Here is a 24,379-nt window from a genome sequence, read left to right as displayed (position 1 = left end):
TATGAAGGTTAAATTAAATGAAGAGATTAAAGAATACTGTAATATATTGAAACTTAAAGGAATTAAAACTCACTATGAAGAAGTAATATCTGAAGCGGCTGATTATGAGGATTTTCTTCATAAGCTTTTAACTTATGAGATGGAAGAAAAGGATAAGCGTTCCATTGAATGTCGTATTCGAAATGCACATTTGCCTTACAGGCAATATATTGAAGATATTGAAATTGACTGTCTCCCAGTAGATATGCAGAAAAGACTTCCTGAGTTAGCAACACTTGATTTTATCGAAAAAGGCAAAAATATCATAATGACCGGTAACCCGGGAACCGGAAAAACTATGGTTAGTATTGCTTTAGCATTAAAGGCTTGCATGGCAGGTTATAAGGTTCTGTTCACGACAATTCCACTACTGGTTACTACATTGAAGGAAAGCAATAGCGCTAAGACCTTGAGATATTTTGAGAATAGATTTGAAAAATATGACCTTGTAGTGGCAGATGAACTTGGGTACACCTCGTTTGACCGGGAAGGGACAGATCTGCTGTTTAATAATCTTTCTTTAAGGGCAGCAAGGAAATCAACAATAATTACTTCTAACCTTTCATTTGAGCGTTGGATTGAGGTTTTCGGTGATCCGACAGTTACAAGTGCGATGATAGATAGACTTACTTACAAGGCAATTCTTGTCGACATGGAGGGTGATTCTTATCGGCTAAGAGAAACATTAAGAGAAAATGGTGCATCTATTAAATCTTTAACAGCTTAAAGTATTTGTGCCTTTGTACACAAATTTTAGAGGCACATTTATTTACAAGAAAGTGACCTAAAATTAAATGGTCTTTTGACCTAATTTTCGGTTGACAAATACAACATGATCAAACCAAGTTTTATTCCTTCACCTGAAATCCGCCAGCTGCGTGACCTGATACGTTACCATTTCAAACTCACAAATATGCTGACCGGCGAAAAGAACTGGTATGACCCCCAAAAAGTATACATAATAGGGACATTATTATATACTTAAGTTGATAGTGTAAAGTAGCCTATGAAAAACAAGAATAAAAAAATCAGGCTGAATAGAACCTGGGAAATTGCAAAAATATATTTTCATGGCAGTCACCGCCACCCTTGACAGTATGCCAAAACAATGCTGCGCAATATTTACCGACGGCGAAGAAACTCAAGAACAGATAATTTTTCGTGCCGTCTTTACAGTATTGTAGCATTGTATTTGTCCTACTATCAAGGGCAAGCCCTAAAGGGTGGCTGGGTTACCTCAGGCTCTGAAATCTAAGAACAGATAGAAATCAAGATGCAGGATTTTCTTGCATATTAAGAATGACTTGCTGTCCTAAAAAGATAAGAAGCTGCCATTTACCGGGCATATTGCCGGCATTCTTAAGCATATCAACCTCATTTAAAGGACGTTTCCAACTATAAAGTTCATGAGGACGCAGGAAGTTATAGTAAGCAACCCAAAGGTTTATACCATAATAAGCACCATCATCGGTACCATAACCGCAGGTAACACGATAAGAAGCTTTGAAAGTACGGTTAAGGCGTTCAATCTTTTGTTTAAAGGGACGATACTCTTTAGTTACAGGATCATCATTAGTCAAACCAATGACCTGAGTAACATTAAAGTCCCAGTCCTTTTCAATTTTAAACTGTTGAGCAGCTAAAGGATAAGCACTGTAACCATCAGATATAAATTTTAAAGCTTTACCTGGGAATTTTCTAAATTTATCAAAAGCCATTCTCATGGTAAGTATACAAGGGCCGACGTCACGACTTTTAGAGACTTGATAACCAAGAATAGAGCGGGAAACAGTATCCATAATGAGCCAAACATAACCTTTGAGTCCTTTAATTTTGATATAGGTTTCGTCAGCAGCTAAGTTATTTGAAGGATTGTAATCGAATGTATCAACAAAAGGCTTAATTAATACAGCAGCAGTTCTTGCATAGCTTGCAACCATAGTGTGAGAGATATTAATATTATGGATTTCACGCATAGCTTCAGCAGTTTTACGAAGAGATAAACCAAGATTAACATGGTAAGTAAGACAAAGTCCCATAATATGAGCATTGTTCTTTCTAAACTTAAAACTAGTAGCCCATGAAGGAAGCTGATGTAAATCCATAGAAAAGAAATCCAGCGTAAATTCACGATAGATGTAATGGAGCTTGTATTTATACTTCTCACTAGGATCTGAGTCTTTGGGAAGCAGCTTTAAATTGTTCTTGTAGTAAGAACAATTCTTATTGACACATTTATGCACAATAAAGTGTTTACGATCTTTTTTAGCAACTAAAGCATGTCCGCAATAAGGGCAAATAAGAACCAAAGGAGAAGTTGCTTGTTTACCTGTAATAAAAGTTTGACCACAGACTTTACATTGAAATTGGCCTTTACCACCATTATTATCGTAAATGTATTGATGAGGAGCACCACAGAGAGGGCAGACAGTATCCTCAGGAATGGTTTTACCATTACGGCGTTGAACAGGCTTGACAGGCTTACCATATTTCCAGATATAGTATTCAAGTAGGAATTTATAATCTTGTTTGATAAATTTTTTGATGATAGGGAGCTTATCAATTTTAAATTTCTGATAATAAGGACTTTTAGAATCATCGAAAGTCCACTGTTTAATAGGGATATGCTTTGCGATAAATAAAGTTAATTCATAAATTCGATTAAGTAAGTATTGATTATATAGTAGTAAATAAGTTATAATTTGAGACATAACAATGACCAACCTTTCTATTTAAATTTGGTGCGTGATAACTCAAATTATAGCAGAAAATGGGGGGTCATTGTTTTTTATTTTATAAAAACTCTGTAACCCTTGATAATATAAGGCTTTAAATAAAAAAAGAGGGGTGTCTTATTGACACTACCCTTAAGTTAAAGGGGGTTATACTATTGAAAAAAATAAATAGAAAGTATACTGATGAATTTAAGTTAATGGTTGTCAATGACTATTATAATAGTCCTCTTGGTGTTAGAGCAATAGCACAAAAATATAATCTTCCATCTAAAAATTATATTAATAATTGGGAAAGACAATTAAAGAAAAAAGGAATCTTACCACCTGATGTTACCAAACCTAATAAGGCTGCTGGAAGGTCAAAAGAGTCTATTGCATATAAAGATACAAGAACACCTAGAGAAAAGCACTATGAAGCTAAAATTCAAATTCTAGAAGCAAAGATAGCCTACTTAGAAAGTTTAGAATCACTAAAGCCATTTCTTAAAAAAAAAAGTAAAATCCGCGAATTAAAATATAAAGCAATAATGAACATAGAACTTGAACATCCTATATGGTTGTTATGTGAAATAGCTGGTGTTAGTAGAGCCTCATATTATAAATACAAGAAAAAGCCACTAAAAGGAAATACTAAAATTGACAAATTAGTTATAGATATATATAATAAATCAAATAAAAGATTCGGATATAGATCAATAAAATCGACACTTAATAATGAATATAACTTCATTGTTAATCACAAAAAGATTCAGAGAATAATGAAGGAAAATAGCATACAATCTATAGTTAGAAAAAAATATAAGAAACCTAAAGAACAAAGCATAATTAAAGAAAATATTTTAAATAGGGATTTCAATTCTACTAAACCAGGCGAGAAGTTTATAACAGATATTACCTATATTCCAACACAAAGAAAGATGACCTATTTATGTACTATAATAGATCTATTCAACAATGAGCCTGTAGCTTGGACTGTAAGTGAGTGTCAAGATAAAAATTTAAGCATAGATACTATTAAAAAAATTAACTAAAAAAGTTGATCTTAATGGCAGCATTATTCATAGCGATCAAGGTGTGCATGTGCGACAAGAAGTCGCTTAATATATTGCTATAATGCTACCCCATCCATTCGGGGTAACTCTATCGTGACTAGCGTGGATGGAAACGTCTGGGTTAGAAAGCTCACGAGACAATGAGGAAATTCCGGTAGCCTAAACTGGAACAACTGCTAGAGTAAGAATGCTAAGGAGAACGTAAAGTAAATCACTGTAGGAATCGTTACGCTGGAGAAAGCGAAAAGGCTGAAACGCTTTGACCAAAAGGTATGGAGCCATGCAAAGGTCTACTGACTAGCCAATGTGAATGGAAAGTGTGCTCCCGGTTTAAAGGTGGCTCCTAAGGCATTCACAATTATATATTAGGTGGAACTTGGTAAACCCTATATGTCCCCCAAAATGAGGTATCTAACCGCAAGGAGCGAAATGACATAGAGGGCAGAAGAAAGAGATAAAAAGCGAAAGCTGATTTTGTAATGAAAGCAGATAGAGGTTCAAACTTTGCCCCAACCTGAAAGGGTGCAGACTTATCTCATGGTAGTTTTTGGCAGGAAAGGATAGTAAATCTATGAATTTTAGAAACTCAATGACGGATAAAACCGAGAGTCTAAGAGACACACAAACACTTGCCGGACAATGGGAAACCATTGACTGGTGTAAGATTGAAAAAGATGTTAATAGGTTGCAATCACGTATTGCTAAGGCAACAGCAAGCGGTAACATGAATAAAGCAAAAAGATTACAGTATTTACTAACCCACTCTTTTACAGCGAAAGCCTATGCTGTGAGAAAAGTGACAACAAACAGAGGTAAAAACACCCATGGTGTAGATAAAAAGCTGTGGTCGACTTCCGCATCAAAAATGAAAGCAGTATTGCAGCTCTGTGATAAACGTTACCGTGCAAAACCATTGAGACGGGTTTATATAGAGAAGAAAAATGGGAAAAAGAGACCACTGGGAATTCCAACCATGTATGATAGGGCAATGCAAACATTACACGCCCTGGCACTAGAACCAATAGCAGAAACGACTGCTGATACGGTATCTTTCGGATTTCGTAGAGGTCGAAGTGCAAAGGATGCCGGAGAACAAATTTTCTGTGTTCTGGCAAGGCAATGTTCTCCACAATGGATTTTAGAGGGAGACATCAAAGGTTGTTTTGATAACATCAACCATGACTGGCTACTGGCAAATATCCAAATGGATAAGAGAATTATGAAACAATTCCTTAAATCTGGTGTCATTTATCGCGGTAACCTATTCCCAACAGAATCAGGTTCACCACAAGGCGGAGCAATTTCAAGCCTTTATGCCAATATGACATTAGATGGACTCGAGAAGTTGATTCAGGACAAATATCACCGTAATGGAAAAGGCAAAATAGAAAACCACTATCGTGCTAAAACAAAGGTCAATCTTGTGCGTTATGCAGATGATTTTATCATCACAGCAAACTCTAAGGAGACAGCAGAAGAATTAAAACTGTTAGTGAGTAATTTCATGAGTGTACGTGGTCTTCAGCTATCTGAAGAAAAAACTTCAATCACTCATATTGATAACGGTTTTGATTTTCTCGGATGGACATTTCGAAAATTCAAAGGCAAATTAATTGTTAAACCTTCAAAAGATGCCATCAAACGAGTCGTGAGAAAACTGTCAACAATTATCCTTAAAGAAAGCAAAGCCAGCACTCAAGTCGAAGTAATCAGACGTCTGAATCAGGTAATACGAGGTTGGACGAACTATCATAGACATATAGTATCCAGCAAGGCTTTCTCCTACATCAACAATACCCTATATTTGCTCTTACAAAGATGGGCAAAGCACCGTCATCCTAATAAAAATGCATGGTGGCGTTTGAATAAATACTGGCATAATAAAGGACACAAAAACTGGTTATTCATGACAGATGAGAATGAGCTTATTAATTTGAGAACAATTCATATAGTTCGCCATCCAAAGCTTCAACTATCCAAGAATCCTTTCTTGGATTCATTATACTTCTACAAAAGGAAGTTGAAACTGCACGCTCTTGTTGCCGCCTGAAAAGGTAAAAAACTGCTTGAGCCGTATGAGTGGGAAACTCTCATGTACGGTTCTCAGACGAGGAAAAGGGAGCAATCCCTTTCCTTTAGTCGATTATACAAATAAAGAATATGTAGATTTGTTAAAAGAATTAAAAGTAAAACAAAGTATGTCAAGAAGAGGCAACTGTTGGGATAATGCAAAGGCAGAAAGTTTTTTTGGACATTATAAATGTGAAAGTATCTATCTTATGAAAAATAAAATTAAAGATTTAAATGATGTAGAACAAATAACAGAAGAGTATATGGATTATTATATTAATTATAGACCACAAAAAAAATTTGGGGGCATGCCCCCATATGCACTAACTTAGTTGAAATAATTGAAGTTTTTTTGTTTTTACACGTTTCTCAACACACAAATTTATAAACAAATCCGGCAATTCCGAAAATAATGTTGATACACTACAAAAATTTGTGGTCATATACAAGTTCAGAAATTTCGTTTCGCGCCAAACACTTCTGTTACGCATACTCCTGAGGGGGAAAAGCTGCCTTTGATATTATAATTTCAATTAGTAAGGCAATCATTAATTTTCCGTTTAACCATGCAATAACGCTGTCGTGTCTACGTTTAGGAAGTTCGCCATAATTTAGAATTGACTTTAATCTTTTAAAGTAAATTTCCACTTGCCAACGCAAACGATAAGTTTCTAAGATTTCATCCGCAGAAATAGTATCATTAAGATTTGTAGCTACTACAATATATTCATTAAAGGTCTTTGCTTCTTCTGAAATTACGCATTGATTTTTACTTTCCTTGCGACGAAGTTTCTTCTTTGTTTGCTCTATAGCCTCGGGTGTTTTCCGTTTTGCACAGATTCTCACAGGGATTTTATCACCATCTAAGTTTGTAGCAAGCACAGACAAATCAGCACATTCTCCCGAAGTAAGCTTAGCAAAAATTGCTCCTAAGTCAATTTTTTTGCCTTCTTCATTTCGAACGGTGAAGCTATTTTTACGAAGCCGAAAAATATATTCCGCATTATTTTTGTTGCAATGTTCGATACCTTTTATATTGGCATATGCTCTGTCTGCAATAACCAAATATCCTGGTTGCAGAGTAAAATTACATATGCTTTCGCCAACTTTTGCAGTTGTTATCTTGTATTCTATGCTTATCATTTTAAATATATCAAGTGCGAAGTGAAGACGATATATCCTTCCGGAACGTCCTTTTTCCGCCACATCAGAAGCATCTACGGCAATAACGGTTTTTCTTTCTAACCATTCAGATTTTTGATAGTCAATTAGGCAACTTGATGCAAGCTTTTGATTTATACTTTTAAACCAATTCCCGCATTTTTCAAAACGCTTCATGAATGCTACATCACTCATATTCCCAAGTTTCGTAATTCTTGCAACTTCACTCATTTCAACAAGAGAACATCCGTTTTGCAAATGGAACATTGCAAGCATCATTAAATCAGCCGGATTTGACACCCCGCGCCTTCTAACAATTGCTCCCTGCTTTATGCACTCTTCTTCATAATCTTTTGGCAATTCACTCATCAAATGTGCTATATTTTCCATGATACCACCCCTTATATATCATAGCACATTTTTTTATTATTTTCAACATTAAGTTAGTGCATATGGGGCATGCCCCCAAAACTATATAAACAAAAACAATTAAATATATAAAAAAAATCTAATAAATTACCCGTGCCTAAATTGTATACCACTAAGGGGTCACTTCAAACCGTGCCCAAAACTGCCTTACGGTCTCCAATCTGAAACTGGATGATGTTTTCAGCGATGTGTTTGGCAAATCTTCCAGATCGATTACCAACTACTTGCTCGACCATCCGGGTGAACGCTTTGATGTTGCCCCTTTTGTCGATGGACGCTGTAAAACTCCTATTGAAGAAATTCAGGCTGCCGTTGACGGCGCTATTTCCCCGGAGCAGGCTGTCAAACTCCGTCAATGTCTCACACACATTGATGAACTTGAAGCCCACAAGCAGGAAATAGAGCAGGAGATATTTCTGATTGCAGAACCGTTCTCCGCTGCTTTGGATTTCCTTTATACTGTCCCGGGATTGGACAAGAATCCGATGACTGCTATTGCCATTCTCTCTGAGATTGGTCCTGATATGTCGGTGTTCCCATCATCCAAACATCTTGTTTCTTGGGCTGGCTGCTGTCCACGCAATGACCAGAGTAATAAAAAGGTGAAATCCACACGAATCTCTCGTGCCGGTTGTTATTTGAAACCTCTTCTTGTTCAGATTGCCAATGCATTACTCAAATCCCAAAAAAATCCTGAATTTAAAGAGAGGTATCACAGAATCAAGTCCCACCGGGGACATAAAAAGGCTATCATCGCTGTATGCAAGATGCTCCTGACCGCTATCTGGAATGTCTTAAGCAAGCTAGAGCCTTATAATCCAAAAGGTTTTCTGGAGCACAGACCCGTCAATGAATCAAAAGTTCTGACAAAGGCACAGGCTCTGGAACTTCTTCGCAAAAGAGGTTACACAATATCAGATGATGTCGTGACTGTATAACCTTTCTTTCTAAATATCCTCTATTGTCATCCGCAAAATCATGGATTGTGAATGGCTTGTTTGTTATACGCTTTTTTATTGGTTTTCCTCTACTTCTTTGTTTCAAACTTGATACCTATGGATGAAAATCAAAACGAAATTGTTCGGCACAAAAGATTATACGGAGATCATAAACAGCAAAGCATGAAGTGGCTTCCCTATCTGAGGCAGCTTGCTAAACGGCCTGGGGCACTAAAATACAGCGGTATCTATAACATTATGCCGGAAAATATGAAGAAGTACTTGGATAAATGTAAAAAAAGCGAAAGATGGAAGATACTATCCGTAATAGCCATATTAACTGAAAAAATGGTTTTGAAAATGCATCACAAGCAGTAACTCAGGTGTTATGTTACAATGCAACAGATGTAGACAGCCTGATGAGCATACACAGATATTTATGCGGCGGAATAAAGGGAATTACCGCCGATGAAAACAGAAAGCAGTATACCCCGGCTGAAGCCTACAAAGACTGATCTGTCAAAATACGATAAAGCATTAAAAAAGGGGGTAAAAGGATATGTTAGATAAAGAAATCAGAGAATGCTGCAAATGTCTCAGATTAAGTCAAAACTTGGCAGAGCAGGCGCAGATAACAGAAGGGGAAAATCATCAGGAATTTTTACTTAAACTACTGCAGGAAGAAATAGAACACAGAAAAACAGCAAGAATAGATAAACTAATAAGCAAGGCAGGATTTTATACAATAAAAACATTTAATGGATTCAAGTTTGATGAAATAAGTCTTCCTCCGAGTGTTACACCTGAGTATTTAAAGGGGTTAAAATTTTGTGAAACCAAAACAAATATCATAATGTACGGAAATGTAGGTACAGGGAAAACCCATTTATCCATAGCATTAGGAATGGAAGCTTGTAAAAAAGGTATAGAGACCCGTTTTTACCGTACGGCAGCATTAGTTAACAGGCTATCTGAAGCAAAGAAAGAAGGAACCTTAAGCAGTTTTATGAAAAAGATTATGAAAGCGGAACTGATTATATGTGATGAATGGGGGTATGTACCACTTGATATAACAGGAGCCCAGCTGTTGTTTGAACTTATATCCGAATTCTACGAACAAAGAACACTGATTATAAACACTAATATTGAATTTTCAAGATGGATAAATGTTTTTTATGATAAAGATATGACAGCCGCAATACTGGATAGAGTTTTACACCACTGTCACCTGCTGCTTTTTTCCCGGGGAGAGTAACAGGATGAGAGAATCAAGTATTTCGGATTAGTAGTAATAGAATAAAAAGTTAAAAAATGTCTGCAATGATCAAAAAATTCCCCACCTATGGGGTGAGGAAAAAATTTTGCAAAACTGGGGAATTTCCTCTTGCAAAAAACATTTAGCTATATATAATGTTCCTGCATTATATCTGTTTAATAAAGAAATAATATTTTTTACATTTGCATTAACTATTATATGGCTGTTTATAGCAGTGAAAGTATGGAAATTTAGCTTAAAAAAATATTATGCTTAATTAAAAAATATATATTTTTTTGATTAAGTTATAATTTGAGGCGTACCGGTCCAACCTCTTCTCTAATTTAATATATACGAGATCTTACAGCTTATGACCTTATGTAAATTCGCTGAGAAAGGGCATTGTTTAAGACTATTATTAAAAGTCAGTATAGCATACCGGCTTTTGAGCGTAGTAGAATGTCCTGTCCAGTTCGTCTAAATATTCTTCTTTATCTAACTTTATAAGTCCCAAATTATACAATCCCATGATTGATACGCTCGCCAAGAATAATGATGAGAAGTCTGAGGTACGGATTTTTGCTGTAACGTCATATTTTTTAGCATTGGTATGTGCTTTGCCATCTTTGAAATTTACTATAATTTCGTTTACATTTTTACTTAACTCATCCGAAATCAGAAAACGCACATTTAAATTTGAATTTCCGTAATTTCTATGGGAACATTGCTCAAATGCTTTCTTTATGTCAAATAATTTATACATTACGCCAACTGCCTGTGTATTACTTTCAATATATCCATAAGGAATATAGTTCAAAGAATCATTCAGAGGATTGTCAAATAAATAATAAAAATATTCATCCTCTGTATTAAAAATAATCAAATCGATTTCATCGTCTTGCTTCCTCAGAAAACCGAGAAATTTTCTGAGTACGTCGGTATTTTCATAAATCAATTCTTTTACATATATATTAGTTACGGTATAATTACCAGCTTTGGCATTTTGAAATTTATATATAATATATCCATTAATATTTCCGTTTTCATCATAACTTCCCACGATTCTATTATATGGGTCACTTGTTAAATTTCTTATTTCATCGCCGATTTTCATCATCATTCCGTGAGTTTTAGCAACTACTCTTTCATGGCATTTAAGAAGCATGTCAAACTCATTCTTTGCTACATATCTTAAATCGTTTTTCCCAGAATACAATGGCATCCTATTTGGCGGCAACCTGTATTGGTTCATCTTTGAACCTATTCCATATCCCATTTTTTTATAAAAATCCGGGCGGAAAGGTAATAGTGCTCCGATAGGGATTCCCTTATCTCTATAGGTTTTTTCATAGAATTCGACCATTGCCTTAGCTGCTTTTTCTTTTTTATGCATCAGGTGAACACCTAAAAATCCGAGACCGGAAGCAGGAACTATTTTCCCGAAACAATTCATTTTAAAATCAAATAAACGCATTACCGCAATTAACTTTTCATCTTCGAACATTCCGTAAAAAGTTACTGCTGAGTCATTGTTCATGATGTATGCTACTGTTTCTTTGTATTTATTCATAGCTTCTTCCGTAAAGTCTTTAAAACTGGGATATGCGTTAAAAGCAATATCCGTATATGCATCAATATGTGTTTCATTTAATTTACGAATTTCTCTCATTGTTATTTCCTCCGTGTTCATTTAAAAATATAAAATGCCTTATTTATTTGGGTTCTGATAGATTCTTTTACAGCGAATGAGTTCAATTAGATTATACCAAAAATATCGGTTCTATGTTGCTTTATTTTTAAATAACATTGAGTTTTTGAGATTTGTATATATGAAGTTTTAGCTAATAATTTAATTAAGGAGATACGATATGGGTTCGACTTAATATATAAGAATATAAAAAGTATTAATTGATATGTTGGGGTTACAAAGAGACTATTTACTTTAAACTATTTAGTTCGTTATAAAATAATTTCTATTCTTGGAAGATTTTATATTTTTCAAGAATAGAATAGTTAATTTTGTCATGTTAAATAATTAAAAAATAATAAAAAAAATATTAAATTTAAAAAATATAAATGCTACAATATATTTATTACAATATATTAAAAAGATCATTTATTATTTATATAAACGGGAGGTAGTTAAGAAAAATGAATAAACATATGCTGAAAGATATGATAGATGTGGCAAGGGGAGACAAAAAAGCTTCTTTGGTCTTAAAAAACTGTAATGTTATTAATGTTTTTACTAATGAAATAATTCAAGGAGATATAGCTATATGGAACGATAAAATTGTAGGAATAGGAAAATATTTCGGAGAAGTGGAAATGGATTTGACGGGAACTTATATTGCTCCCGGATTTATAGACGGGCATGTCCATATTGAATCATCAATGGTAAGCCCCAGTCAATTTGCGAAGGCAGTCGTTCCCTGCGGAACGACTACAGTAATAGCAGATCCTCATGAGATTGGAAATGTAAAGGGACTAGACGGAATTAAATACATATTAAAGGATAGTGAAAATATTCCTTTAGATGTACAGATAATGCTTCCGAGTTGTGTTCCGGCAACTTCCTTTGAAAATTCAGGAGCCGTACTGAAAGCAGATGATTTGAAAAAGTTGATAAATGAAGACCGGGTGCTGGGATTAGGAGAATTGATGAATTATCCGGGAGTTATAAATGGAGACGATGATGTGTTGGATAAAATTCTCATGGCCGGAGACAAATTAATAGATGGTCATGGCCCGGTAATAGAAGGGAAAAAATTGAATGCCTATGCGGTTTCCGGAGTAAGGACAGATCATGAATGTACCACAATAAAGGAGATGGAAGATAGGCTGCGGGTAGGGATGTACATTCTTATAAGAGAAGGTTCTGCAACGAAAAATTTAAGGACTCTTATTGGAGAAGTTAATAAAAATAATATAAACAGATGTCTTTTCTGTACAGATGACAAGCACCCTGAAGATATTTTGGAAAACGGTCATATAGACAATAATATAAGGCTTGCAGTAAAAGAAGGTATAGAACCAATAGATGCAATAAAAATGGCTACCATTAATGCAGCCCAATGTTACAAACTTAAAGGGAAGGGGGCTATTGCTCCAGGCTATATAGCAGATCTCGTAGTAATTGATGATCTTAAGAGCTTAAATATATTAAAAGTGTTTAAGGAAGGTAAGATAGTGGCAGAAAAGGGAGAACCTTTATTTGACGTTCAGCCGTCAGATATTCATAAAGTTGAAAATACGGTAAATATAAAGGATTTTACAATGGATAAATTGGAAATAAACCTTAAGTCAGATAAGGCAAATGTTATAGAACTTCTTCCCCATAATGTAGTTACCAAAAAAGTAAAAGAAAAAGTAAATGTTGTAAACGGCAAATTTGTTTCAGATGGGAAGGATATCCTTAAGGTAGCTGTAATAGAAAGGCATAAAGGTACAGGAAATGTAGGGTTGGGATTGGTGAAGAATTTTCAATTAAGAAATGGAGCAATTGCTTCTACCATAGCGCACGATTCTCACAATTTGATAGTTATAGGTGATAATGATGAAGATATGGCCCAAGCAGTAGAAGAAATAAAGAGAATAGGGGGAGGATTAACTTTAGTATCGGAAAAGAAAATTCTTAAAAGCCTTTCCCTGGAAATAGGAGGAATAATGTCAAAAAAGCCTTTAAAAGAGGTGAGTAAAGAACTTAAAGGAATGATTGAAATAGCTTATGAGAAACTTCACGTTAATAGGGATTTGGAACCCTTTATGACGTTGGCTTTTATAGCTCTTCCTGTTATTCCGGAAATTAAGGTTACGGATTTAGGGCTATTTGACGTAACTAATTTTAAATTCATAGATATTTCTTTGTAATATTAAAGAATGTATATGGACTATTTTACGCTTCAATTTTTTCCATGGTATTACATATAATATGATATAATTAAGTATGTAAATATCTGTTGGGGGCGAAGACTATGATATATTTTGATAATGCAGCAACGTCTTATCCAAAGCCTACAATTGTTTACAATAAAATGATGCAGGCAATGAGAGAATACGGAGCGAATCCGGGACGTTCAGGACATAAATTATCACTTCAAGCGGGAAGAGGTGTATATGAAACCAGAGAAATAATTTCTAAGCTGTTTAATATAAAAAATTCAATGAATGTAATATTTACTTCTAATTGTACGGAAAGCTTGAATATAGGAATAAAGGGTTTATTAGGGCGCGGAGATCATGCGATCACTACATCCATGGAACATAATTCAGTTTTAAGGCCCTTAAGAGCACTTCAAGATTTTGGGGTAGAAACTACTGTAATATATGGAGATAAAATGGGGCGGATTAACCCTGAAGATATTGAAAGGCGTATTAAAAAAAATACAAAACTTATAGTAACGACTCATATTTCTAATCTTACAGGAACTATCCTGCCTATAAAGAGTATTGGAGAAATCGCTAAAAAACACCACATTATTTATTTGGTAGATGCTGCACAGTCGGCAGGAGTATACAATATTGATGTAGAAAATATGAACATAGATTTACTTGCCTTCCCGGGACATAAGGGACTTTTGGGACCACAAGGGACAGGAGGGCTTTATATCAGAGATGGGATAAATCTTAAGGAACTAAAGGAAGGAGGAACGGGAAGTTTTTCAAATTCGTTAATACAGCCGGATGTACTTCCGGATAAGTATGAAAGCGGAACTCTTAATGCTCCTGGGATAATTGGATTAGGAGAAGGTATAAAATATATTATGAATTATGGGATAGATAGGATTAGAAAGCATGAGGAAGAGCTAACGGAACATTTTATAGATGGGGTAACTAAGATTCCAGGTGTAAAGGTTTATGGTCCGGCAAATGTAAAAGAGCAAGGAGCGGTAGTTTCTTTGAATATCAGAGACGAGGATTCTTCAGAGGTAAGCTGTATCTTAGACGAGGAGTATGATATAGGGACGAGAGCGGGATTACACTGTGCACCTCTTGCTCATAAAACGATAGGAACTTTTAAGCAAGGAGTAATCAGATTTAGTTTTGGTATTTTTAATACTCATGAAGAAATTGAAATTGGAATAGATGCAATTAGAAACATATCAAGACAAATTTAGGAGAGGAGAACTATATGGAATTAATTAAAGATATTGTATCTTATTATAATATTGAAATAATATGCGGACTTATAATAAGTCTACTCGTCGTCATTATATTGTATATAATATCGGAGTTTAGAATATCAAGAATTACAGATAAATATAACAATTTAGTGAAGAATGTAGATGGAGTAAATTTAGAAGAAATGATGAATGAATGTTTAAATGAAGTAAATGAAATAAAAATAGATAATGCAAGGTTAGAAAATAAATATGATGATTTGAATAAAAGGTTCAAATTTGCAATTCAGAAAATAGGGTTTATAAGATATAATGCCTTTCCTGATATGGGAAGTGAATTGAGTTTTTCAATAGCTCTTCTTGATAGTAATTTAAATGGAGTAATTATTACCAATATATATAGCAGGGATTACTCGAATTCATATGCAAAATCAGTAGAAGGAGGAAAATCAAAATATCCTCTTTCTGTTGAGGAAATGCAAGCCATAGACAGAGCTATAAGAGGAGAACAAAACATTAATGGATAGGTAGGATGATAATGGATAGCATACTTTTTATTATAAATCCCATAGCAGGGAATGGAAGAGCAAAAAGCTTGATTTCAATAATTAAGAGTACAATGGAAGAAAACAAAAAAAAATATGATATCAGCATAACACATGCTCCAAAAGAAGCAATAAAAATTGCTAAGGAAGGTATTTCTAAGGGGCATAAAATTATAGTTGCTGTAGGAGGAGACGGAACCATTAATGAAGTCGCTACGGGAATAATGAGAGGCGGAAAGGGAATTTTAGGAATTATTCCTGGGGGGACCGGAAATGATCTTGCAAGGACATTAAAAATTCCTGAAAACCCAAGAGAAGCCTTAAGGTTAATCCTAATAGGGAACTCAAAGAAAATTGATACATGCTTTGTAAATAATAATCTTTTTTTAAATATTGCAAGTATAGGCTTAGATTCCGAAGTAATTAAAAATATTTGGGAAATTAGGTCAAGAATAAATGGCAGGATATCTTATGTAATAGGCTTTATAAGAACTTTATTAAGTTATAAATATAAAATATTAGAAATTGAAATAGATAACATGCACTTAAATGAGGAAGTTATTCTTGCGGCAATTGGAAATGGAAAATATTATGGCGGAGGAATGAAAATTTGTCCTTCTGCTATAATAGAGGATGGTTATTTTAATGTTTGTGTTATAAGAAGAATAAATATTGTTAAGTTATTTTTGGTTTTTCCTTCAATTTTTTGGGGAGAACATATAAAATTTAGAAAATATGTAAATATTTATAAAGGAAAGGAAATAAAAATTAAGGGTTTAGAAAGATTATGGCTAAATATAGATGGAGAATTAAAGGAAATAGGTGAAGAAGCATCTTTTACCATCAACAATAAGGGATTAAACGTTGTTTGTGAATAAAAAATTTTTTAAAGAGAATAATATTGTAAAAACCTTTGGGAGGAATAGAAAATGGGGAAAAAGGTGGCAGTTCAAGACAGTTTAAATGAAATTAAGGACGAACTAAAACGCCGGGGATACAATATTATTTCTATGGAAGACGGAGTAGAGTCGGATGCTATAGTATATATGAATGAAGGAAATGAGACACCTTATATTGGAGATTATGATTATAATGATGAGCTCGATAGTTATAATAAAGGAGCAATACTTATAAATGCAAATAATAAATCTATAGACGAAATAGATAAGATAATTAAGAATAGAATTTACACTCCATTATTTTAAAATCGTTCTATTATTCAAACAAAATGACTAATTTTTAAAAAATTGGTCATTTTGTTTGATTTGAATAGCTCTGTTTACAGAATTGTCTTCTATAAAATGCTTATAGACTGCGAGGTGGATACTTCTGGTGATAATATCCGCCATAGTCATTACTAAGCTTAATCTGGTATTTTGGAGTACTACGTATTCCATAATTCCACCGATATTTACAACTCCGGTAATACTGATATCCCCTATGTTTGGAAGCTTTTTATTGACTCCCAGACCAGGCTTGAGGGACCCCTTTTTAATATTTATCATTCCTATTTTATCAAATCTTCCAAGAGATGCATCGATTGCTATTAAGAAAGGATTTTCAAAGTTATTTTTAATAAATTCAATTTTAGATTCGAGATTTTTTGCATGGATAGGCTCGTTTAAAGTTCCTAAAATATGAATATTCTTATACTTTGATAATATAGGCGTCAGCTTATGGCCTACCAAAGGTCCTAAAGAATCTCCTGTAGCTCTGTCTGTACCAATACAGACAAATAACAGTTCCTTGTAGTTATGACTATATTTTTCGGATAAATATTTTAATATGATATTACTAAAATCTCGTATTGCATAAGGAGAGTTTGAATTTATTTCCTGAGAATCTAATATGAAATTCATTTTTAACCTCCAGATCAGATATTTATTATATTTGTATTAAATTATTTCTAATAATAGAAGTATTACCATAAATACTTTTAGAAATACTGAGTAATTATCAATAATAAAAATTTTTGAAAATATAACTAAACAAATTATTTTAAAATTGAATTTTATAATGTAAATATTTGGTATGGTGAAAAAAGATTCTATCTAAGCATTGATATATTAAGATAAAATGAGATTTTTTTATAGGTTTCAAAAAACGAAAAAAAAGACTTGACACAGAAAAGAAAAGCTGTTATAGTATTAAGAGTTGACGGTAAGTCAACGCTGAACCAAGAAAATTAAACAGTGGGAATAAATTTGAGTAAAAAATAAGTTATAAAAAAGAAGTTAGTGTTTGATAAGAGCAAAGGCAAACTTTAAATTGAGAGTTTGATCCTGGCTCAGGACGAACGCTGGCGGCGTGCTTAACACATGCAAGTCGAGCGAGGGAATACTTAGGAAGCCTTCGGGAAGAATACGTATTCCTTAGCGGCGGACGGGTGAGTAACGCGTGAGGAATCTGCCTCGCACAAGGGGATAGCCTCGGGAAACCGGGATTAATACCCTATGATACTTACACTGCGCATGCAGAGTAAGTTAAAGAATATCGGTGTGAGATGACCTCGCGTCCCATTAGCTGGTTGGCAGGGTAAAAGCCTACCAAGGCGACGATGGGTAGCCGGCCTGAGAGGGTGAACGGCCACATTGGAACTGAGACACGGTCCAGACTCCTACGGGAGGCAGCAGTGGGGAATATTGCACAATGGAGGGAACTCTGATGCAGCAACGCCGCGTGAGCGAAGAAGGTTTTAGGATCGTAAAGCTCTGTCCTAGGGGAAGATAATGACGGTACCCGAGGAGGAAGCCCCGGCTAACTACGTGCCAGCAGCCGCGGTAATACGTAGGGGGCGAGCGTTGTCCGGAATTATTGGGCGTAAAGGGTGCGTAGGCGGCTGAACAAGTCAGATGTGAAAGGTTAAGGCTTAACTTTAATAAGCATATGAAACTGTTCAGCTTGAGTTAAGGAGAGGGGAGTGGAATTCCTAGTGTAGCGGTGAAATGCGTAGATATTAGGAGGAATACCAGTGGCGAAGGCGACTCTCTGGACTTAAACTGACGCTGAGGCACGAAAGCGTGGGGAGCAAACAGGATTAGATACCCTGGTAGTCCACGCCGTAAACGATGAGTGCTAGGTGTTGGGTGTCAAAGCTCAGTGCCGCAGCTAACGCAATAAGCACTCCGCCTGGGGAGTACGATGGCAACATTGAAACTCAAAGGAATTGACGGGGACCCGCACAAGCAGCGGAGCATGTGGTTTAATTCGATGCAACGCGAAGAACCTTACCAAGGCTTGACATCCCTCTGAAGTATATAGAGATATATACGGCTTTTAGGAGACAGAGGAGACAGGTGGTGCATGGTTGTCGTCAGCTCGTGTCGTGAGATGTTGGGTTAAGTCCCGCAACGAGCGCAACCCTTACTTTTAGTTACTAACAGGTAAAGCTGAGGACTCTAAAAGGACTGCCGGTGATAAATCGGAGGAAGGTGGGGATGACGTCAAATCATCATGCCCTTTATGTCTTGGGCTACACACGTGCTACAATGGTCGGTACAGAGGGAAGCGACACCGTAAGGCGAAGCAAATCCCAAAAAGCCGATCCCAGTTCGGATTGCAGGCTGCAACCCGCCTGCATGAAGCTGGAGTTGCTAGTAATCGCAGATCAGCATGCTGCGGTGAATGCGTTCCCGGGTCTTGTACACACCGCCCGTCACACCATGGGAGTTGACAATACCCGAAGCCGGTAAGCGAACCCGAAAGGGGAGCAGCCGTCGAAGGCAGGGTTAATGACTGGGGTGAAGTCGTAACAAGGTAGCCGTATCGGAAGGTGCGGCTGGATCACCTCCTTTCTAAGGAGAATTTAATTCCCACTGTCTTAATTTATATATACACTTTAATTAGTGTAGAAGTTAGAACCTTGAGAACTGAAAAGTAAAGAAGAAGAAAAGAAGTAGGTCAAGCAAATAAGGGCATAGGGTGAATGCCTTGGCATCGGAAGCCGAAGAAGGACGGGGTAAGCGCCGAAATGCTTCGGGGAGTCGCAAACAGACTTAGATCCGGAGATATCCGAATGGGGGAACCCGCCTGAGCAAACCTCAGGCATCATGCACTGAATAAATAGGTGAATGAAGGGAGACTGGGGGAACTGAAACATCTAAGTACCCCAAGGAAGAGAAAGAAAAATCGATTTTCAGAGTAGCGGCGAGCGAAAAGGAAAGAGCCCAAACCGGAGGGTTAAACCTTCGGGGTTGAGGGCACAACATAAGGAGAGAAGAAAAGCAGCCGAAGGGACTGGGAAGTTCCGCCAGAGAAGGTGAAAGCCCTGTAGGCGAAACAAAGAAACTCGACAGTTGTGAACCAGAGTACCACAGGACACGAGAAATCCGGTGGGAAGCAGGGAGGACCACCTCCCAAGGCTAAATACTAACCGATGACCGATAGAGGAATAGTACCGTGAGGGAAAGGCGAAAAGAACCCCGGGAGGGGAGTGAAAAAGAACCTGAAACCCTATGCCTACAAGCAGTAGGAGCACTATTAGAAAGTGTGACTGCGTACTTTTTGTAGAACGGGCCAGCGAGTTACGATATGCAGCAAGGTTAAGCAGTGAAGCTGCGGAGCCGTAGGGAAACCGAGTCTGAATAGGGCGAAAGTTGCATATAGTAGACCCGAAACCGGGTGAGCTACCCATGGTCAGAGTGAAAGGGAAGTAAAATTTCGTGGAGGCTCGAACCGATTAGTGTTTAAAAACTATCGGATGAACTGTGGGTAGGGGTGAAATGCCAAACGAACCCGGAGATAGCTGGTTCTCCTCGAAATAGCTTTAGGGCTAGCCTTATGGAAAGTGAGATGGAGGTAGAGCACTGAATGGTAAAGGGGCACAAAGTGTTACCAAAACCTATCAAACTGCGAATGCCATACTCATAGAAATAGGAGTCAGACTGCGGGAGATAAGTTTCGTAGTCAAAAGGGAAAGAGCCCAGATCACCAGCTAAGGTCCCAAAGTGCAGGTTAAGTGGCAAAGGATGTGAAGTTACGGAGACAACCAGGATGTTGGCTTAGAAGCAGCCATACATTTAAAGAGTGCGTAATAGCTCACTGGTCAAGTGACGTTGCGCCGAAGATTTCCGGGGCTAAACCTGACACCGAAGCTGTGGGATAGAAATATCGGTAGAGGAGCAATCTGTGAGGAAGAAGCTATACCGAAAGGAGTAGTGGACGAAACAGAAGAGAGAATGCTGGCATGAGTAGCGAAAAGGCAAGTGAGAAACTTGCCCGTCGAAAGCCTAAGGGTTCCTGAGGAAGGCTCGTCCGCTCAGGGTAAGTCGGGACCTAAGCCGAGGCCGAAAGGCGTAGGCGATGGACAACAGGTTGAGAATCCTGTACCAAGAATATGCGTTAGAGAGAGGTGCTGACGCAGGAGGATAAGATGAGCACACAGATGGAAAAGTGTGTCTAAGCCTGAAGTAAGCTTTCATAGGGAAAACCGTGAAAGAGTTATGAGAGGTGATGGGGAGCGAAAAAAGAAGTAGCGAAGCATCCGAATCCAAACTGCCAAGAAAAGGCACTATCGAGCATATGATTGCCCGTACCGGAAACCGACACAGGTAGGCGAGGAGAGAATCCTAAGACGCACGGAAGAACCCTTGTTAAGGAACTCGGCAAAATAGCCCCGTAACTTCGGGAGAAGGGGTGCCGGAAGAAGAGAAGGCCAAACGGCTGGGAAATAATCCGGCCGCAGTGAAAGGGCCCAAGCGACTGTTTACCAAAAACACAGGTCTCTGCGAAGTCGAAAGACGAAGTATAGGGGCTGACACCTGCCCGGTGCTGGAAGGTTAAGGGGAAGAGTCAGTAGAAATACGAAGCTTAGAACTTAAGCCCCAGTAAACGGCGGCCGTAACTATAACGGTCCTAAGGTAGCGAAATTCCTTGTCGGGTAAGTTCCGACCCGCACGAAAGGTGTAACGACTTGGGCACTGTCTCAACAAGGGATCCGGTGAAATTGTAGTACACGTGAAGATGCGTGTTACCTGCGACAGGACGGAAAGACCCCATGGAGCTTAACTGTAGGCTGACATTGGATTTTGATATCATATGTACAGAATAGGTGGGAGGCAGAGAAGTAAGTGCGCCAGCATTTATGGAGTCAAAAGTGGGATACCACTCTTATGATATTGAAATTCTAACCAAGTACTGTGAAGCCAGTACAGGGACACTGTCAGTTGGGCAGTTTGACTGGGGCGGTCACCTCCCAAAGAGTAACGGAGGTGCTCAAAGGTTCCCTCAGTACGGTTGGAAATCGTACGAAGAGTGTAAAGGCAGAAGGGAGCTTAACTGCGACACATACAGGTGGAGCAGGAAGGAAACTTGGACTTAGTGATCCGGTGGCACCGAGTGGAAAGGCCATCGCTCAACGGATAAAAGCTACCCTGGGGATAACAGGCTTATCTCCCCCAAGAGTTCACATCGACGGGGAGGTTTGGCACCTCGATGTCGGCTCGTCTCATCCTGGGGCTGAAATAGGTTCCAAGGGTTGGGCTGTTCGCCCATTAAAGAGGCACGCGAGCTGGGTTCAGAACGTCGTGAGACAGTTCGGTCCCTATCCGTCGCAGGCGCAGGAAATTTGAGAGGAGCTGTCCTTAGTACGAGAGGACCGGGATGGACAGACCGATGGTGAATCAGTTGTCTCGCCAGAGGCAGAGCTGAGAAGCTAAGTCTGGGAAAGATAAGAGCTGAAGGCATCTAAGCACGAAGCAGACCTCAAGAAGAGATTTCCCACTCCGCAAAGGAGGTAAGACACCAGAAAGACGAACTGGTAGATAGGTCTCAGGTGGAAGAGCAGTAATACTTTAAGCTGAGAGAAACTAATAAGTCGAGGGCTTGACCTAAAGATTCTTCTTCAAAGTTTTCAGGGAAAAGGGTAAGGAAGTAAAAGGAAAAAAGGAAAAAGTATTTGGTGACAAGGACGAGAGGGAAACACCTGTAACCATACCGAACACAGAAGTTAAGCCTTTCAGTGCTGATGGTACTTGAGTGGAAACGCTCTGGGAGAGTAGGACGTTGCCAGATAAAGAAGCTCTATTTCGTATAAAGGTTATCGAAGTAGGGCTTTTGTTTTAACCTGTAAGAAAATCTAATTTACCTTAATTTGCATTTGATCTAAAATGGATTTCAACAAAGGTTTCCTTAGTTTATTAATTACGAAAAATTGCTAATGTTAGCATTATATGCTGTGGTGTTCAGAGAATAATAACTTTTATATTGAATATAATATTATTTAAGACATGCTTTTCATTTTTAGTATTGAATAATTTTAAAAGTGTTGGTATAATAATTATATTATTACAAATGAGTTACAAATAGTTTACAAAATAGTTTCAAAAATAAAATGCAGGGAAGGAGATTGATGTGGAAGATCCTAATAGATTTAAAGATAGTAATATCCTTAAAGAAAAATGGATATTTTTTCTTGATAAGTTGAAAGGACTAAAGAACTTAACGATAAATAAGATTTCAGGTAGTGTTAATAATTTAAAAGATAGAACAAATAATATTAAGTTTAAAGACGATTTGAAAAGAAAATTTAATATTAAAAAATTTAATATAAGACATATTAGTTTAAAAAAAGTTCTTCCTATTTTTATGGTAATTGTCATTTCAACTTTTGGATTAACAATTTATAAGATCAATGAAGTGAGGACAAGAGCTTATGCAGTATATTTGGGAGAGGATAAAATAGGAACAGTTAGAACAAAAGAAGAAGTTTCGGATATAATGAATGAAATCCAGAATAAACTTCAAAATACATATAATATGGATGTGCTGATAAATAAAGATTTGGATTTTCAAAATGTCCATTCAAAGGATAAAGAATTAAGTTCTCATGATGATCTAAGAAAGGCTATAAATTCTAAGTTAACTTTTCTTGTCGGAGGGTATGCTCTATTAATTAATGAAAAAGAAGTAGGAGTTTTAAAATCAAAACAGGAAGCAGAAAATATTATAAAGAGATTTAAAGAAAGCTTCAATAATGCAAAGAATGAAAATTCCAATATTGAAAAAATTAATTTGTTGGAAAATGTGAAGACTACTAAAGTTATGACATTTATGCCTCAGATAAAAACCGAAGATGAAGTTTTGGCTGTTATAGAGAAGGGAACGGATGAGGTTAAAGAACATATAGTAGAAGCTGGAGAGAGCTATTGGACTATAGCTAAAGAGTATAATATGACTGTTGATAATTTGATAAAGGCAAATCCTGGCGTTGATCCGGAAAAAGTTTACCCAGGCGATAAAGTTAATTTGATAGTTCCAAAACCCCTTCTTACGGCAGTTACAGTAGAAGAGGTGAACTATACTGAAAGTTTAAACTATGATACAAAGATAGAATTAAATAGTTCTATGTATAAAAATGAAAAGAAGACAAAGGTAGAAGGAAAAGAAGGAAAGAGCCAAGTTGTAGCACAAATTATAAAACATAACGGAGTAGAAGTAGAAAAGAAAATAATAAAAGAAGAAGTAATAGAAAAACCATTGGATGAAGTAATAGTTAAAGGTACAAAAGAAGTTCCTAAGACTATAGCGACGGGGGTATTCCGATTACCTACAAGAGGATTTATTTCTTCAAGGTATGGTATGAGAAATGGAAGAATGCACAAAGGAGTAGACTTAGCAGCTAAGACTGGAACTTCTATTGTTGCTGCTGATGGGGGAAAAGTTACCTTTAGTGGTTATAGTGGTGATTATGGTAATTTGATTATAATAAATCACGGAAACGGTTATATAACAAAATATGGGCATTGTAGTAAATTACTTGTTAAAAAGGGTGATAAAGTTTATAAAGGACAAAAAATTGCCCAGGTAGGAAGTACAGGAAGAACTACCGGACCTCATTTACATTTTGAAGTACTTAAAAATGGGGTTAATAAAAATCCTTTGAATTATTTAAATTAAAAAAGAAAGCTTTGAGTTTTTTTAAAGAGCGGACACGGGATAAACAAGTTATCCTGTGTCCTTTTGTTATTATAACCCATAGGAAAGCCTTATTTACCCTGATTTATACTTGACCTAATGAATTTCATTTTTTTATCTTT

At 36.7% G+C, this 24,379-nt stretch carries 18 protein-coding genes and 3 rRNA genes; 17 read left to right on the top strand and 4 right to left on the bottom strand.

Features of this window, described 5'->3' with window-relative positions:
• The first annotated feature begins 1 nt into the window (after position 1).
• Positions 2 to 766 (top strand): IS21-like element helper ATPase IstB, encoded by a 765-nt coding sequence (gene istB, locus EQM13_RS17950; protein ID WP_114217624.1) that lies wholly within the window; start codon positions 2 to 4, stop codon positions 764 to 766.
• Positions 767 to 1,307: 541 nt separating this feature from the next.
• Here istB (EQM13_RS17950) and EQM13_RS17940 read toward each other — a convergent pair.
• Positions 1,308 to 2,750, bottom strand: a complete 1,443-nt coding sequence (locus EQM13_RS17940) for a DDE-type integrase/transposase/recombinase (RefSeq protein ID WP_128752526.1) — start codon at positions 2,748 to 2,750, stop codon at positions 1,308 to 1,310.
• A 179-nt stretch (positions 2,751 to 2,929) separates the two neighbouring features.
• Between EQM13_RS17940 and EQM13_RS17935 the strand changes: the two genes are divergently transcribed.
• The 3 genes from EQM13_RS17935 to EQM13_RS17925 all read left to right on the top strand — a co-directional run bounded on the left by EQM13_RS17935 (position 2,930) and on the right by EQM13_RS17925 (position 6,228).
• Positions 2,930 to 3,805: an IS3 family transposase gene (locus EQM13_RS17935; RefSeq protein WP_128753413.1), complete on the top strand. Its 876-nt coding sequence runs from the start codon at positions 2,930 to 2,932 to the stop codon at positions 3,803 to 3,805.
• A 610-nt stretch (positions 3,806 to 4,415) separates the two neighbouring features.
• A complete protein-coding gene (ltrA, locus tag EQM13_RS17930; RefSeq protein WP_240662966.1) occupies positions 4,416 to 5,876 on the top strand; it encodes a group II intron reverse transcriptase/maturase in 1,461 nt (486 codons plus the stop codon).
• A 25-nt stretch (positions 5,877 to 5,901) separates the two neighbouring features.
• Positions 5,902 to 6,228, top strand: a complete 327-nt coding sequence (locus EQM13_RS17925; protein ID WP_128753411.1) for an integrase core domain-containing protein — start codon at positions 5,902 to 5,904, stop codon at positions 6,226 to 6,228.
• Between the two features lie 151 nt (positions 6,229 to 6,379).
• Here EQM13_RS17925 and EQM13_RS17920 read toward each other — a convergent pair whose 3' ends face one another.
• Complete coding sequence (locus EQM13_RS17920) at positions 6,380 to 7,426, bottom strand: IS4 family transposase (protein ID WP_161567310.1); 1,047 nt, start codon at positions 7,424 to 7,426, stop codon at positions 6,380 to 6,382.
• 248 nt (positions 7,427 to 7,674) lie between these two features.
• Here EQM13_RS17920 and EQM13_RS17915 point away from each other — a divergent pair, with 248 nt between their 5' ends.
• From EQM13_RS17915 to istB (EQM13_RS17905), 4 genes are read left to right on the top strand one after another with little or no spacing between them, the layout of a single operon-like run.
• The gene (locus EQM13_RS17915) at positions 7,675 to 8,424 is read left to right on the top strand and encodes a transposase (protein ID WP_206172757.1); all 750 of its coding nucleotides are present in this window, start codon (positions 7,675 to 7,677) and stop codon (positions 8,422 to 8,424) included.
• Between the two features lie 51 nt (positions 8,425 to 8,475).
• Entirely contained in the window at positions 8,476 to 8,802 is a 327-nt protein-coding gene (locus tag EQM13_RS17910) for a hypothetical protein (protein ID WP_128753409.1), read from the top strand.
• Between the two features lie 5 nt (positions 8,803 to 8,807).
• Positions 8,808 to 8,939 carry a hypothetical protein gene (locus tag EQM13_RS18910; RefSeq protein ID WP_255417531.1) on the top strand — a complete coding sequence of 44 codons (132 nt, stop codon included), beginning with the start codon at positions 8,808 to 8,810 and terminating at the stop codon, positions 8,937 to 8,939.
• Positions 8,940 to 8,983: 44 nt separating this feature from the next.
• Entirely contained in the window at positions 8,984 to 9,679 is a 696-nt protein-coding gene (gene istB, locus EQM13_RS17905) for an IS21-like element helper ATPase IstB (RefSeq protein ID WP_128753408.1), read from the top strand.
• Between the two features lie 418 nt (positions 9,680 to 10,097).
• Here the strand turns inward: istB (EQM13_RS17905) and EQM13_RS17900 are convergent, their stop codons facing one another.
• Positions 10,098 to 11,348 (bottom strand): GNAT family N-acetyltransferase, encoded by a 1,251-nt coding sequence (locus EQM13_RS17900; RefSeq protein WP_161567309.1) that lies wholly within the window; start codon positions 11,346 to 11,348, stop codon positions 10,098 to 10,100.
• Positions 11,349 to 11,830: 482 nt separating this feature from the next.
• Here EQM13_RS17900 and ade point away from each other — a divergent pair, with 482 nt between their 5' ends.
• The 5 genes from ade to EQM13_RS17875 all read left to right on the top strand — a co-directional run bounded on the left by ade (position 11,831) and on the right by EQM13_RS17875 (position 16,549).
• Positions 11,831 to 13,549, top strand: a complete 1,719-nt coding sequence (gene ade / locus EQM13_RS17895; RefSeq protein WP_128753406.1) for an adenine deaminase — start codon at positions 11,831 to 11,833, stop codon at positions 13,547 to 13,549.
• Between the two features lie 104 nt (positions 13,550 to 13,653).
• Positions 13,654 to 14,796 (top strand): aminotransferase class V-fold PLP-dependent enzyme, encoded by a 1,143-nt coding sequence (locus EQM13_RS17890; RefSeq protein WP_071141322.1) that lies wholly within the window; start codon positions 13,654 to 13,656, stop codon positions 14,794 to 14,796.
• A gap of 14 nt (positions 14,797 to 14,810) precedes the next feature.
• A complete protein-coding gene (locus EQM13_RS17885; protein WP_128753405.1) occupies positions 14,811 to 15,326 on the top strand; it encodes a DUF4446 family protein in 516 nt (171 codons plus the stop codon).
• 5 nt (positions 15,327 to 15,331) lie between these two features.
• Positions 15,332 to 16,222, top strand: coding sequence for a diacylglycerol/lipid kinase family protein (locus EQM13_RS17880; RefSeq protein ID WP_128753404.1), 891 nt, complete (start codon positions 15,332 to 15,334; stop codon positions 16,220 to 16,222).
• A 51-nt stretch (positions 16,223 to 16,273) separates the two neighbouring features.
• On the top strand, positions 16,274 to 16,549 hold the full coding sequence (locus EQM13_RS17875) for a YkuS family protein (RefSeq protein WP_071141325.1): 276 nt from the start codon (positions 16,274 to 16,276) through the stop codon (positions 16,547 to 16,549).
• A 27-nt stretch (positions 16,550 to 16,576) separates the two neighbouring features.
• On the opposite strand, the gene yyaC is transcribed toward EQM13_RS17875, so the two are convergent.
• A complete protein-coding gene (gene yyaC / locus EQM13_RS17870; protein ID WP_071141326.1) occupies positions 16,577 to 17,203 on the bottom strand; it encodes a spore protease YyaC in 627 nt (208 codons plus the stop codon).
• Between the two features lie 405 nt (positions 17,204 to 17,608).
• Here yyaC and EQM13_RS17865 point away from each other — a divergent pair.
• The 4 genes from EQM13_RS17865 (at position 17,609) to EQM13_RS18945 (ending at position 24,239) form a co-directional block, all read left to right on the top strand.
• Positions 17,609 to 19,138, top strand: a 16S ribosomal RNA gene (locus EQM13_RS17865).
• A gap of 104 nt (positions 19,139 to 19,242) precedes the next feature.
• A 23S ribosomal RNA gene (locus EQM13_RS17860) occupies positions 19,243 to 22,174 on the top strand.
• A 64-nt stretch (positions 22,175 to 22,238) separates the two neighbouring features.
• Positions 22,239 to 22,355: ribosomal RNA gene (rrf, locus tag EQM13_RS17855) — 5S ribosomal RNA — on the top strand.
• The 16S, 23S and 5S rRNA genes sit together here, the layout of an rRNA operon.
• Before the next feature lie 339 nt (positions 22,356 to 22,694).
• Positions 22,695 to 24,239 (top strand): peptidoglycan DD-metalloendopeptidase family protein, encoded by a 1,545-nt coding sequence (locus EQM13_RS18945; protein WP_128753403.1) that lies wholly within the window; start codon positions 22,695 to 22,697, stop codon positions 24,237 to 24,239.
• Positions 24,240 to 24,379: the final 140 nt, after the last annotated feature.

Source organism: Acidilutibacter cellobiosedens (genome assembly GCF_004103715.1).
GTDB lineage: Bacteria > Bacillota > Clostridia > Tissierellales > Acidilutibacteraceae > Acidilutibacter > Acidilutibacter cellobiosedens.
This window is presented reverse-complemented; position numbering and strand designations above follow the sequence as displayed.